Genomic DNA, 13,359 nt, shown 5'->3' with positions numbered 1-13,359 from the left:
TCTTCGGTTAGCGCTATAGTTACAGTTCGTTAAAGAACACCAGTTTCGGCTCGCATTCTAACAAATTGTCGATCTGGCTAATCAAAAGAGCAAAGTGTTCTGTTTTACCATGAAGCTCAAATGCTTGTTGGTCTTTAAATTGCTCCTGAAAAACGAAGTGGCATGCATTGTCTTTATCTTGGAACAATTGATAACGAACACAACCTTCTTCATTGCGAGTAGGTTCAAGCGCTCGGGTAAGTACCTCTTTCAACTCTTGTTCTTTTCCCGGTTGTGCATGAAAGGTAGCCGTCAAGTGAATCATAATGTTTACTCTTTTTGTTATAGGTAACGCCCTTGGCGTTGCAGGAACTCAATTTTGTAACCATCAGGGTCGGTTACAAAAAAGAACGTTGCTAAATGCTTTTGTTGATGGTCAAAGGCTTTGATGTCACCAGTTTCAATGCCGAGAGATTTAATGCGTTTGTGGGCTTGTTCAATGTCCTCCACGCTGACGGCAAGGTGGCCGTAGCCTGAGCCGTGAGTGTAGGGCTCACTTTGATCGTGATTGTGCGTCAGTTCCAATTCAAAGCCAGTTTCTTGGTTGGCTAGATAGGTTAGAGAAAAGCCATCAAAGATGTATTGATCAGCGACTTCTAGTTCAAGTACGTCACAGTAAAATTGTAGAGAGCGGTCCAGATCACTTACTCGGATCATGGTGTGAATCATTTTTGTCATAGGTACTCCTTGATAGTCCGCACAGGTTAGCGATTTCAAAAGGAGTCTGGGTAGTACTCTAGTACGACAAGTTAGAAGATGCTCAAGGGTTTATAATACGGATGCATAGCCTAGGATGGTTATTGCTCGGTTGGTTGCTATTAACTGTTAAGTTGCGCAAGTGCTTGACGAGTGGTCTCTTGAGGTTGGCGAGCGTACGTGAGGCAAGCGCATCGAAGTAAGGAGGCAAAGTTGTTCACTTCACCATTGTATTCGAGTGCTTCTTGATAAACAGTGCTTATGAATTTAGGAACCGTCATGTTTTGAGCACTAGCGATTTCCTCAAGAATTGTCCAAAAGCTCGCTTCAAGTTTTACACTGGTCGCGTGACCATCAATACGGATAGAGCGGGTGATGAACTGATAGTTGTCTTGGGGTTGCTTAGCAAAGATTTCGCACATTTTCTTTATTCATATAATTAAAGACCCATAATTATTGTGGTGTACGATTTAAAACGTCAACTGTTTTCATGCATAAAAAAACGCTCCCTTGCGAGAGCGTTGAAACATCACGAGTTGTGAAGTAAGTGCAAGTTGATTATTTAATTTGTTGTTTCAAGTACTCGCCTAGTTGCGAGTGGTGCATGATTTTTGATACTGGAAGGATAGTTTCTGCAGGTCCCCAAGCAAATACGTTGACAGGAGTATGCGTATGAGTACCCGTCCCCCATACTGTGTTTTGCTTTGTTGCATGCTCACGCGCTAGCAAGTTGCCACGGTCGTTGTAAGGAAAGAAAGCATCAAAGTCATTGATTGTCGGTACGTTCTCTTCGCTTAAGTATTTGTGTCCAGCGAGTCGGTATGGATTTGGTTTACTTGCTAATACGCGTTCTGCTTGCTCAGGCGTAATCGAAAAATCGCTATTTGCGTTCACGACTTCCGCAAACTTCTCTGGAGTTTGCTCTTTCTTATCAAGCGCTTGGAATTCACTGATCATGCCGTAGTAACTTTTCTTTTGGTTGTATAAACCATCGAGGATCTCGAACTGACCAAAGTTGAAGTTTGGCGCGTAATCCTGATTTTTGAATGCTTCGCCGTCGCGTTTTTGTGGTTTAGGCAAGTTTGCTGATGAGTAGCTAAAGCCAAAAGAGCCGGTTTCGTGGTCAGCAGTAACAATGATCAGGGTGTCATCACGGCCTTTTGCCCACTCATAAACTGAGTTTACCGCTTCATCGAATTTAAGCATTTCATGCAGCATCGTACCTGCATCGTTACTGTGGCCAGCCCAGTCAATTTGGCCGCCTTCAACCATCAAGAAAAAACCGTCTTTGTCTTTTGAAAGAATGTCGATTGCTTTGGTGGTCATTTCTTTCAGCGATGGCTGCGTGCGTTTTGGATCGTTTTTGCTTTGACTGTAGGCAATACCATCGTTCATGCCCGAGTAAGCAAAAAGTCCAAGTAATTTGTCACCTTTAGCTTGTGTGAGCATATCGCGGCTGAAAGCTAAGCTATAGCCTTGGTCTTGCGCTTCGGCAAGCAAGTTGCGTTCGTCTTTGCGTTTCGATTTTAGGTAGACATTACCTTGAGTGAGCTTTTCAAGTTGCTCGTATGTCTCTCCCTTGTCGTTTGTCGACTTTGGAATCCAATGACGAAGTCCCCCAGACATCATCACGTCTACGCCTGTTTCGAGCATATCCGCCGCAATACTGTTTTCTAGGGAGCGATGTGGTTGATGAGCGGCAAATGCTGCTGGCGTTGCGTGGGTCATACGCGTATCAGAGACGAGCCCAGTTGCTTTACCTTTACTTTTGGCTTTTTCCAAAATAGTTTCGACATGGTTGCCTTGGCTATCAATGCCAATGACTTCAGAAGCGGTAGGGATTCCTGTCGCTAGCATCGTAGCTGAGCACGCAGAGTCGACGACAATTGCGTCTTCTGGATTGGTCAGTGATGATCCAATCACACCTTCTTGAGCGAGTTTGTATAACGCTGTGCTTTCGCCTTTGTAAACCGAGTTAGGTGCGTGTTTTGCGTAGGTCTCGAGTAAACCAACTTGTTGAGGACCCATGCCGTCGCCGATCATCAAAATGACGTTTTTGATTTCAGCTGAGAGTGCGTTGAAAGAGAGGGTAGATGCAGCCACTGCCGTAACGATTGGAGATACTAAGCGCTTCATTATATTTTCCTTGTTTATTGAAAGCGCAGGCATTAAAGCAATGATTTATGAAGGTTTTGTGTCGGTAATAAAAGTTTAACCAAATTGTCGTTTTTGTTTGGTTTTGCAGAAAAAATGAGTCGCTCTCTATCGTTCGTTAGTTTGGAAAGAAGAAAGCCCACAAACGTGGGCTTGGATTACGCTTAGGAGTTGAAAGCATGGACTAAAGTTATCCATTCAGTGCCTTCACAAGAAACCTAGTTTAGGGAGCAATAAACGAGCATGTATTATCGGGCCACAAGAGCGGTCGAATTCACTTACGTTTGCATCATATCGTTCTTTGGCTTATTAAATTATGGGCTGCAGTAAGTGTTTGGCTCAAATAGGATTTGTTGTCGTGACGATTATCAGACTGGTTATCAGACTAATGCCAATATGATGCCACCAACGGTAAGTGCCGCAGAAAGGTATTGACCCGCAGAATATGAGCCATCCTCTTCTTTCTCGATTTTATCGGGGTGATCCATGCCAAGCGCACCATGCGTGAAAGATTCGACCTTTTCACCAACAGATTTATCTTCTGCTTCTATTTTCTTGCTGTCGTGCTCGATTTGTTGCAGAACGGCAAGTAGCGCTTTGCCTTCGATCGAAAGCGTCACCTTATTGTGTTCGACTTTCAGCGGCGAAGCACTAGTTTCTTCTTGTGCAATACTTGCTTGTTTAGAGGCGACAGATTGTTTGGCATAGCTATTAACAGAAGTGCTTCCTACTGGATTCATCGAATACTCCTTGGAACATCGACACTCGGTCACTGAGTGCGGGTAAAAAGCAGTTATATTTTTATCGGCGGCAAAGTTTATTTCTGAAGCTATTTGGATAAAAACAGGTCTGCTTTTGCCGCTTCTAGTTTCTATTGGTGATCTTTAGCAAAAAATAGACCAGCAGGAAGCAGACCCTTGTCACTCAATGAACTCGGAGCGGTGTGATGATGCAACGCAACGGCAAGGTAGTAACTTAAATTGAAGACCAACTACTTACATTGAAGATCGTTATTGCGTTTAGTTAGATGTTGATATGCCGCCATTCGGTGAGCATCTTGTACATACCGTACTGGTGGTGCGAGAACCTCTAACTGATAGTCAGTATTATCGGAAAGCACGTTATCTGTTGGGCTAATTACAACCACTTTTAAGCTCGGGTTGCGGCTTAAGATTGATGCTGCCGTACCCAACCCTTGCTCGGTGTGAAACTTGCCTGCAACATGGACAACCTGAGCGCCTGGGTTGTCATCTAGGTAGCTAACGATAGATTCCGCCATAGTTTCATCCCAAGTAACTTGAGCTGCAAACTGTTTTTCCGTCTGCTCTGGCTTACCGTGATGCATGGATGCCATGAACTTTTCTTTGTACGGACTACTACCAGTGTTGATGGCTTGTGCAATGAACATCCGCTGATCATCATCGAGCTTGTTAATGTAATCTAGCCCTTGTCGACCAATGCATCGGACAATGCTCTTTGGTGCATTTGCTGCAATGACCGGGAGATTCTTCTGCTTAGCAAACTCCACGAGAGGGCGATAGTCGCTTTCATAATTGGGCCAAGCGTTGGCTTGTTTCATTAAGTACTGTTCGCCGATCTCCCCACGTAGGTAAGCGTCAACAACAGGTTGTTTGTCGCGGGTAAATTGTTCCATAGATAACGCGAGTGAGCGGTCGTAGGACGTAAGTTGTTTGAGCATATCGGTTTGAAAGCGATGAATGCCGGCGTGTGTGTGCCATTCACCAATAAGAATGACATCTGCTTGTTGCAGCTCAATTGGCAGTTTGCTTAGAGCGATGTGCTCGCCAGAAGGGGTGTATAGTTGGTAGTCGTAAAAACTAGTGACTTCCGCTGAGGTTGCGTGAGAGTTGGTGTGCGTATATGAAGAGCAACCAGTAAGTAAGCCTGCAAAGAGCAAGCTCAAAGTAGAAAAGCGCATTGAAAAGCCTCCAAAAATGTCCGGATGATATTAATGGAGGCTGAGCAATGAATCAATATAAATGATAACTATTTGCGTTTGTTGTTTTTTTTGACTTATTAATTGAGTGTTTTTTTGCGATATACACGCAACATAAAATCAGCCTCACATTGGAAAAGTGTAGCGGATTTCAACTCTTCACGAAGAGCATCGGTTGCTTTCCATGCGAATGGCGTCATTTGCAATAAATCGATTGCGGCTCCGTTTTTCAAGTCCATAACATAGTTAAGATGCTGCTGGTGCTCTAATTCAAACCCTTCAATATGTTCTGGTTCTTCATTGTGAAGACGAACTTCTTGATAAATACGTTCACGCAGTTGGTATAAGTGGCGACTAGCAGGAGTAACCGTGACAACAACGCCGTCGTTTTTTACAACGCGCTGCAGCTCCTCAGCTTTACAAGGGGCATAAATGCGCAAAATGGCATCTAAGGATTCATTTGCGAAGGGAAGTCGGTGACTAGAAGCCACACTAAAATTGCAGTGCGTGTAACGCTTCGCCGCGTAACGAATGGCAACTTTGGAAATGTCTAAGCCATAAATCGTGGCATGGTTCGCTTGTGTTTCTATCGTCTTTTGTACTTGATCTGTGTAGTAACCTTCACCACAACCAATATCTAATAATTGATGGGTGCTCCCCTCAGTGTATGTTGCACACAGCTGCGCCACTTCTTGGCGCATTGGGTTGTAGTAATCTCCTTCAAGGAATCGACGACGAGCTTGCATCATCTCTTTGTTGTCACCAGGATCTTTAGAACGTTTGTGGTGCGCTGGCATCAAGTTAACGTAGCCTTCTTTTGCTAAGTCAAACTGATGATTGTTTTCGCACTTAAACGTTTTTTCATTTAACGCTAGAGTTTGGTGGCATAGAGGGCATTGATAGTTCATGACGATCTCGAACAGAAAGTAGGGCGGCAAATTCTATCAAAAAGCATGGTCTCAAGTGAAACAAAAAGAGCCGACTGGGTCGGCTCTTATTAAGTATTAGTGGAAGAAGTCGACTTGCTCTTTCAAGTTTCGTGCTTGTTGTTGAAGTTCAATGGCACTTTGCGAGGTTTTTGCGCTCGTGTTGCGGCTTTCTCGGTTAAGTTCACTGATAGAATGGGCATTTGCTGCAATTTCTTGTGAAACTTGAGCTTGTTCTTCTGAAGTCGCTGCAATGGCGTCGGCTTGAGAGGCTATCGACTGCACTTGTACTGCGATGGCTTCTAATGCTGTGCCCGCGTCTTGTGCTTTGTCCAAGACCTGGTTTGCACTGCGTTGGCTGTCTGTCATCATATTAACTGCATTATGAGTCGACCCTTTTAGTTTCTCGATAATTTCCACGACATCCTGAACTGAGCTTTGGGTTCGGTGCGCAAGTGTGCGCACTTCATCTGCTACAACTGCGAAGCCACGACCTTGTTCACCTGCTCGTGCTGCTTCAATGGCGGCATTCAAGGCAAGTAAATTGGTTTGCTCAGCAATTTCATCAATCATTTTAGTGACGGTTTGAATACTCTCGCTATCGCGATTTACTTGCTCGATAGCCGTTGCTGATTGATCCAATTGATCGTTAAGTTGAGCAACGTCGATACATACGCCTTCAACAATCGCGAGACCAGACTGGCTATCGGTATTTGCTGAGCGTACGTTTTCCGCAATGCTTTCGACTTGTTGTGCGACAGATTGAGCGGAAGAGGCCATTTCTTCAATCGCTGTCACAACTTGCTCGACTTCTTGTTGTTGTCGGTCGGCTTGGGTCAAATTGCTATGTGCATCGTTGGCAACGCTGGTGGAGTTGCTCTCCACTAAGTCGCTTGTTGAACGGATCTTACCAACGAGTTCATTGAGCTGACTTGCCATACTGGCGACACCCGAGCTCAGGTTCGTAATTTCATTCTTTGATGCTTTACGAGACGCTGGGATGCTCAAGCTGACTTCGCCGCCGGCTAAGCGAGTCATGTATGAGTTTAGAGTCGTGAGAGGTTGTAAGCTGTGATTCAAGAAAAGTGTCAGTACAACAAAAGTAATGATTGCCGCTACCGAAGAAATGATGGCAATGAGTGTGAGAAGCGTGTCGCTACCTTTTGTAACTTCTTTGATAAACGTACCGCCTAGCAGTTTCCAGTTCCAACCTGGAACCTCTGTGTAGACAAGATACTTTTCGCCTACGTTACCTTGGAACTCGAAAGGGTAGCGAATTAATCCACTAGATTGTTCGAAAATCTGGCCAAAAGGCTTGTGACCATTGTAGTCGGCGACTTCTAGTATTGACGAATCTGAGCCGCTTTTTGCTGGATGAAGTAGGTATTTACCAAGATTGTTTTCGTCGTTATCAACGATAATGGTGTAACCAGTGTCGCCCCATTTTATCTCTTCGAGTGCATCGAATAAGGTTTGTGTCGCTTGGTCTACTGGTAAGCCAATAAACGATAGGCCTGCTACCTTTCCTGTCGCATCTTTGATTGGGGCATAGTAGGTAATGTAGCGCTCGCCATACAATTTAATTTGAGCGTAATACGGTTGTCCTGCTTTAAGTTGCTGATAACCAGGATGGTTGATGCCTAGCGTGGTTCCGACCGCTCGCTGACCTTGTGGATCTTTTAGGGAGGTGGACACCCGAATAAAGTCGTCACCCAATGGTGCGAATAGCGTTGCTATAGCGCCGGTATCACGTGTGAAACTGTCGACCAACTTGGTGTCATTAATTAAGCTTTCACTGTATTGAGTGATGTTTGGTACTTCATGTCCCATGAAGTCAACCGTGTAATTTTCGACATAGACACCGGCAAGGTAGCCATTGCGAAAAGTAGATTCGAGGACTTTAGCGGTGTGCAGGTAAGCATCGAATTGGCCAGCAATGGTTTTTGCCATTGATTCTACTTTAGATTGGTGTTCTTTCAGTGTGCTTTCCAATAGAACATCGGAAGCGTTGCGGTAAACAAGCGCTGCAATACTGCTGAAAGCAATGAATAGACACAAAGTGAGCACCAGTTTCAACTGGAATCCGACACTTTGATTTCGGTATCTCTCTAACATAGACTAATTCCTGATATTTTTATTATTTATGAGTTTTGTATCGGTATGCTATCGGTTTATATGATCAATTTTTTTGATATTTATTAATGAAACCGTCAAAAGTGACCAGTAACCAATAAGTTAGTAAAGATAGGACCATCTAAGCAGAGCTTTTATTACAAAAAAAGCCGGGTATCCCCGGCCTTTATATGGTGATTCTTACTGCGCTGAAATGACAGTGACAAGTTCATGTGTCTCACCTGGTTGGAGCGTTTGACCTTGCTCAATACTTGGTGCATGAACAGCAGACTCCACACACAACATGGTTTGATAACCATCGTCAGCCATGTCACCCATGCTTTGCGCACCTTCTGCCCAAGGGTTCCATAATACTGCAGAGTTGTGGCCTTGGTTGTGTACGCTTAGCGTACGATCCAATACCGGGTCTTTTACCAAAATTTTCGCTTCTGGTTGCGTGTAAACGCGATCAATGGTGTCAGTTAGTTGTAGAACATTACCACCTTGGCATACCGCATCAGCTTTCAAGCTATCAATGTACTCGGCACCCATGCCTGTCGTTTGTGCTTGCTTAATGTCTCCAACGTTTAGGTAAGTATGTAATGCGCCAGAGAAGGTCCAAGCCTCGTCATCGATGTTCATGACTTTGAGCGTCACTTTTAGCTCATCGCCCACTTCAATCACCAAACGAGCGTCAAACATATGGGGCCAAATATCGTGGATTTCTTCTGTCGGGAACAGAGCAAGTTCAACAATCACACCGTTATGGTTCTCACGATGTTCAACCAACTCCCATTCTGCGGTGCGGGCAAAGCCGTGAGCTGGAGCAGCAATACGCCCAAACCAAGGCCAACAAATCGGAATACCACCGCGAAGAGCAGCTTTACCATCGAAGACAGCTTTTTCGCTCATCCAGATCAGATCTTCTTGACCTTCAGGCGTGAACGACACGACATGACCACCGTGTAGCGAGATGCCTGCCGTTGCTTTGTCATGAATCACGCGGACGATTTTTATCTGATCAACTTCAACGATAGTGACGTTATCAGATAGCACCGTTAGGGCTGGGAGAGTTTTTAAATCCATGTATAGTTTCCTATCGCTGGGGAGAGCTTTTAGACGCGCTTCTCACATTAAATGCAACATCGAGCCTGCATTCTCTCAAATTCCAGATACAAAAAAGGCGACCCTAGAGCCGCCTTTTCTTTAACGAAGTTATTCGCTAATTGCTAACTTTCTAATTACTTAGAGATGTGAGCGATTAGGTCTAGAACTTTGTTTGAGTAACCGATTTCGTTGTCGTACCAAGATACAACTTTAACGAATTTGTCAGTTAGCGCGATACCAGCTTTAGCATCGAATACTGAAGTGCAAACTTCGCCGATGAAGTCTTGAGATACAACTGCATCTTCAGTGTAGCCTAGAACGCCTTTTAGTTCGCCTTCAGAAGCTTCTTTCATCGCTTTACAGATGTCTTCGTAAGAAGCACCGTTAACTAGGTTAACAGTTAGGTCAACTACAGAAACGTTAGCAGTTGGTACGCGGAAAGCCATACCAGTTAGTTTGCCGTTTACTTCTGGAAGTACAACGCCTACAGCTTTAGCAGCACCAGTTGAAGATGGGATGATGTTTTGAGAAGCACCACGACCACCGCGCCAGTCTTTAGCAGAAGGACCATCTACAGTTTTTTGAGTTGCTGTAGTTGCGTGAACTGTAGTCATAAGACCAGATTCGATACCGAACTTGTCGTTAAGAACTTTAGCGATAGGCGCTAGACAGTTAGTAGTACAAGAAGCGTTAGAAACGATGTCTTGACCAGCGTAAGTGTCGAAGTTTACGCCGTTAACGAACATTGGAGTAGCGTCTTTAGAAGGACCAGTTAGTACAACTTTTTTCGCGCCAGCAGTGATGTGCTTACGTGCAGTCTCGTCAGTTAGGAAAAGACCAGTTGCTTCAGCTACAACGTCAACACCGATTTCGTCCCATTTTAGGTCTTCAGGGTTGCGCTCTGCAGTAACACGTACAGTTTTACCGTTAACGATTAGGTTACCGCCTTCAACTTCAACAGTACCGTTGAAACGGCCGTGAGTTGAGTCATACTTAAGCATGTATGCCATGTAATCTACATCGATAAGGTCGTTAATACCTACTACTTCGATGTCGTTGCGCTCTTGCGCTGCACGGAATACGAAACGACCGATACGGCCAAAACCGTTAATACCTACTTTGATAGTCATTATAGTTGCTCCACAACTTAATTTCTGATTAAAGATAACTGGTAGTAAAATTACAGAATCCAGTAAACATCTGCAAGTGATAATCGGACTTAACTTGTTTAAAGTCAAAAAAAAGCGACGCTTTTTTTAACAATTCTTTGCAAATGTACGTTTTTTAAACTTTTAACTGATTCTTCTGTAGCCCAGTTGGCGTAATATAACTGGTGAGATAAGTGCTCTTATCAAATTAATTACGCATGGTGTCCTGGTGAGAAAGTATGTGCTACAACTGTTAAGAGAAGCAAGTTTTTTGCTAAAAAAGTCAATACCAAGAACAGTAAATAAGGAGCCGAAAGTCGTGGAACAAAGCGGGAAAAAAGTGACGAAGTCAGATGAACAGTGGCGTGAGCAACTGTCTGATGAAGAGTTCCGTGTTTGCCGAGAGCAAGGTACAGAGCCTCCTTTCAGCGGTAAGCTACTGCATAATAAGGAAACTGGTGTTTATGCTTGTACTTGTTGTAATGCCCCTCTCTTTGTCTCTGATAACAAGTATGACTCTGGCTGCGGATGGCCAAGTTTTGATGCGCCTATCAACGATCAAGCGGTGCGCTATTTAGAAGATCTAAGTCACGGAATGGTACGTACAGAGATTCGTTGTGCAACGTGTGATAGCCATCTAGGGCACGTTTTTGAAGATGGCCCACAGACCACAGGAGAGCGTTTTTGTGTTAATTCTGTGTCGTTAATTTTCAACAAATCAGAATAATAACGACAAAATTGTGCTCGAGATTGTTTTATCCTTTCAGGATGATTCATGCTCAACGGTGATCTGAGTGTCGCTCGACTTAAATAAAAACTCCCGCTCATTGCGGGAGTTTTTCGTTTATATCTCACTGGGTATCATTGCTGGGGAATAGATACCTTTCTCTATGGCTTTCGCCACCGATTCGGCTAATTCATCCAACTGCTTATATCGCTCTGGATGACTGAAATTGAACATACGTTGGAGCTGCTTTTCATCAGCAAGCGGTACGTCGAATCTCTTCGCGACCATTGCCCATAGATACGCTTGCTCTTTGTCTCCAAGCCCTTGATGAATACTTGCCATTGACTTGAGAATGACCGGATTGATGTTGTCTTCATCAGATAAAGACAACGCGTTATTAAGAAGCTCCAGGGTTTTCTTGGTATCTCGGTTGGTATAAAAAGTGGCTAATGCATATTGCATCTCAGCATTATTTAATTGGGGAGACCCTTCCATTTGTAAAAATGCGCGCCGAGCTTGAGTATCTCCCGTTTGAGACCATAAGAAATACAAAGTAGCCGGGTCTTCTGAGCCTTTTAACTCGTTTACAATGCGCTCTAGCTCATCAATACTGTGTACCAATGCATTAAAGCGTTGTCTTTTGAGAGCACTTTGATCAATAGGGGTGATCTGGGAGGCGAGTTCTAAGCATTTCCTATATCCAGCGACCAGACCGTATTCGATGATTTGGTTGGCCTCTGATGGGTTTTTCAATTGCTCAAACCGATGCCAAACCAAATTTGTTCTTGGAATTCGACATTGGCCGTCATCCATATTGAGCTGCTCGCAACGCAGCTCTGGTGTTTTTTGGCACAACTCTTCGGTTGTCACGTTACCTTCAAAACAGCCCGATAGCGCAAAACATGCGAGGCTGAGAAGTAACCAGTTTGTTCTTTTCATGGCTTTGCTTGTGATCCGTTACACCAATTCATTTTCGTATTCTTGACTCAGTTTCTTAACCCGTTATGTTCTGTAAATAGAATGTAATAAGAAGGTACACTATGGACGCAGAACAACTATTACAAGCGATGACTCCAGAAGTTTATGATCGCTTAGTCTATGCAGTAGAAACGGGAAGATGGCCTGAGGGTACAACACTTTCTAAAGAGCAGCGAGATTCGTGTATGCAAGCTGTGATGTTGTATCAATCAAAACATAATACTGATGCGCAGCATATGACGGTTGCAGCCGGTGGTGAAATCAGTTTTAAATCAAAACAAGAGCTTAAAAAACAATTCAGCGGAGAAGAGAGCGATATTGTTCGTGTCAATCCGAACATTGATTAATCCTTACGCCTTATTTCTCAAAATTTTATTATTTTGATTTTGAAAGAAAAAAGCCCAAATTGTATTGGGCTTTTTAGATCGCAGAAAGCTTGAACTTACAGGCTCATTTCACCACGCAGTACTTGTTGCATTCTCGCTTTTACTTCTTCGTAAGAAAGGTTTTGGCTTAGAAGGTAGTGTAGTTTTGCCAGCGCCGCTTCGGGCGTCATGTCAAAGCCACTGATAACACCAGAGTCTGCGAGCGCACAACCTGTGGCATATCCGCCCATATTCACTTTACCTGCCAAACACTGAGTTAGGTTTACGACAATAACGCCGCGCTCAGAGGCTTCTTTCAGGTGACCAAGCAGCTCAGGGTTTTGAGGAGCATTGCCGACACCAAAAGTCAGAAGAATCATCGCATTCACGGGCTGACGAAGCGTGTTGCGGATAACTTCGTGTGAAATACCAGGGTACATGGTGATCACACCGATTGGTTGTGGCGTGATGTTGTGAACCTTAAACTCACCTTCTGGTTGTGCACCAACGGTTACGCTGTTGCTAACTTGAATATTGATCCCAGCTTCCAATAGTGGAGGAAGGTTTGGTGAAGTAAAGGCATTAAAACCGTCAGCATGAGATTTTGTGCTGCGGTTACCACGCATCAATTGATTATTGAAGAACAAAGTTACTTCGTTGATCGGGTAGTTTGCCGCAATATGTAGCGCGTTTAATAGGTTTGCTTGGCCGTCAGAACGCAGCTCTGCGAGAGGGATTTGTGAACCCGTTACAATCACTGGCTTACCAAGGTTTTCAAGCATGAAAGACAATGCGGACGCTGTGTACGCCATGGTGTCAGTACCATGTAGGATAACGAAACCATCGTATTTGTCATAGTTGTCACGAATATCATTCGCAATCTGCTGCCAGTCAGCAGGTGTCATATCTGATGAGTCAATCAGAGGGTCGTATTCGTGGATGGTGTAATCCGGCATTTCAGGACGATGGAATTCGGGCATGCTTGCTAATTGCTTTTCCATAAAGCCAGCAACAGGCACATAGCCGTGGTCGGATTTTTGCATTCCGATGGTACCACCGGTGTAAGCGATGTAGATGTGTTTTCTAGTCATCGTTTTTTCTTTCGTGTAGGGGAACAGAGGCGGGGATTATATACCTAAATAACCTTGAG

At 44.2% G+C, this 13,359-nt stretch carries 14 protein-coding genes; 2 read left to right on the top strand and 12 right to left on the bottom strand.

Annotation, left to right across the window (positions count from 1 at the left end):
* Positions 1-19: 19 nt before the first annotated feature.
* The 10 genes from R7Z47_RS13780 to gap all read right to left on the bottom strand — a co-directional run bounded on the left by R7Z47_RS13780 (position 20) and on the right by gap (position 10,121).
* A complete protein-coding gene (locus R7Z47_RS13780; RefSeq protein ID WP_025767189.1) occupies positions 20-304 on the bottom strand; it encodes a putative quinol monooxygenase in 285 nt (94 codons plus the stop codon).
* A gap of 17 nt (positions 305-321) precedes the next feature.
* Positions 322-717: a VOC family protein gene (locus R7Z47_RS13775; protein ID WP_005380685.1), complete on the bottom strand. Its 396-nt coding sequence runs from the start codon at positions 715-717 to the stop codon at positions 322-324.
* Between the two features lie 140 nt (positions 718-857).
* Entirely contained in the window at positions 858-1,157 is a 300-nt protein-coding gene (locus R7Z47_RS13770; protein WP_005384938.1) for a ribbon-helix-helix domain-containing protein, read from the bottom strand.
* Between the two features lie 136 nt (positions 1,158-1,293).
* Positions 1,294-2,871 (bottom strand): alkaline phosphatase, encoded by a 1,578-nt coding sequence (locus R7Z47_RS13765; protein ID WP_047104402.1) that lies wholly within the window; start codon positions 2,869-2,871, stop codon positions 1,294-1,296.
* A 398-nt stretch (positions 2,872-3,269) separates the two neighbouring features.
* Complete coding sequence (locus R7Z47_RS13760) at positions 3,270-3,629, bottom strand: hypothetical protein (protein WP_258481876.1); 360 nt, start codon at positions 3,627-3,629, stop codon at positions 3,270-3,272.
* A gap of 251 nt (positions 3,630-3,880) precedes the next feature.
* Positions 3,881-4,828: a ChaN family lipoprotein gene (locus tag R7Z47_RS13755; protein ID WP_258481875.1), complete on the bottom strand. Its 948-nt coding sequence runs from the start codon at positions 4,826-4,828 to the stop codon at positions 3,881-3,883.
* A gap of 98 nt (positions 4,829-4,926) precedes the next feature.
* Positions 4,927-5,754 carry a 23S rRNA (guanine(745)-N(1))-methyltransferase gene (rlmA, locus tag R7Z47_RS13750; RefSeq protein WP_132936857.1) on the bottom strand — a complete coding sequence of 276 codons (828 nt, stop codon included), beginning with the start codon at positions 5,752-5,754 and terminating at the stop codon, positions 4,927-4,929.
* 96 nt (positions 5,755-5,850) lie between these two features.
* Positions 5,851-7,887: a methyl-accepting chemotaxis protein gene (locus tag R7Z47_RS13745; protein ID WP_258481874.1), complete on the bottom strand. Its 2,037-nt coding sequence runs from the start codon at positions 7,885-7,887 to the stop codon at positions 5,851-5,853.
* Between the two features lie 198 nt (positions 7,888-8,085).
* A complete protein-coding gene (locus R7Z47_RS13740; protein ID WP_258481873.1) occupies positions 8,086-8,970 on the bottom strand; it encodes a D-hexose-6-phosphate mutarotase in 885 nt (294 codons plus the stop codon).
* Positions 8,971-9,125: 155 nt separating this feature from the next.
* Positions 9,126-10,121 (bottom strand): type I glyceraldehyde-3-phosphate dehydrogenase, encoded by a 996-nt coding sequence (gene gap / locus R7Z47_RS13735; protein WP_005380697.1) that lies wholly within the window; start codon positions 10,119-10,121, stop codon positions 9,126-9,128.
* A 337-nt stretch (positions 10,122-10,458) separates the two neighbouring features.
* Here gap and msrB point away from each other — a divergent pair, with 337 nt between their 5' ends.
* The gene (msrB, locus tag R7Z47_RS13730) at positions 10,459-10,866 is read left to right on the top strand and encodes a peptide-methionine (R)-S-oxide reductase MsrB (RefSeq protein WP_005380698.1); all 408 of its coding nucleotides are present in this window, start codon (positions 10,459-10,461) and stop codon (positions 10,864-10,866) included.
* Positions 10,867-10,983: 117 nt separating this feature from the next.
* Here msrB and R7Z47_RS13725 read toward each other — a convergent pair whose 3' ends face one another.
* Positions 10,984-11,805: a DUF2989 domain-containing protein gene (locus R7Z47_RS13725; protein ID WP_047104411.1), complete on the bottom strand. Its 822-nt coding sequence runs from the start codon at positions 11,803-11,805 to the stop codon at positions 10,984-10,986.
* Positions 11,806-11,906: 101 nt separating this feature from the next.
* Here R7Z47_RS13725 and R7Z47_RS13720 point away from each other — a divergent pair, with 101 nt between their 5' ends.
* Positions 11,907-12,191: a YeaC family protein gene (locus R7Z47_RS13720; protein WP_005380700.1), complete on the top strand. Its 285-nt coding sequence runs from the start codon at positions 11,907-11,909 to the stop codon at positions 12,189-12,191.
* A 95-nt stretch (positions 12,192-12,286) separates the two neighbouring features.
* Here R7Z47_RS13720 and ansA read toward each other — a convergent pair whose 3' ends face one another.
* Positions 12,287-13,300, bottom strand: coding sequence for an asparaginase (ansA, locus tag R7Z47_RS13715; RefSeq protein WP_054577621.1), 1,014 nt, complete (start codon positions 13,298-13,300; stop codon positions 12,287-12,289).
* Positions 13,301-13,359 lie beyond the last annotated feature (59 nt).

Source organism: Vibrio sp. 1641 (assembly GCF_033339995.1).
Taxonomy (GTDB): domain Bacteria; phylum Pseudomonadota; class Gammaproteobacteria; order Enterobacterales; family Vibrionaceae; genus Vibrio; species Vibrio alginolyticus.
Note: the sequence above shows the minus strand (reverse complement) of the source record. Positions and strands in the feature narration are given on the sequence as shown.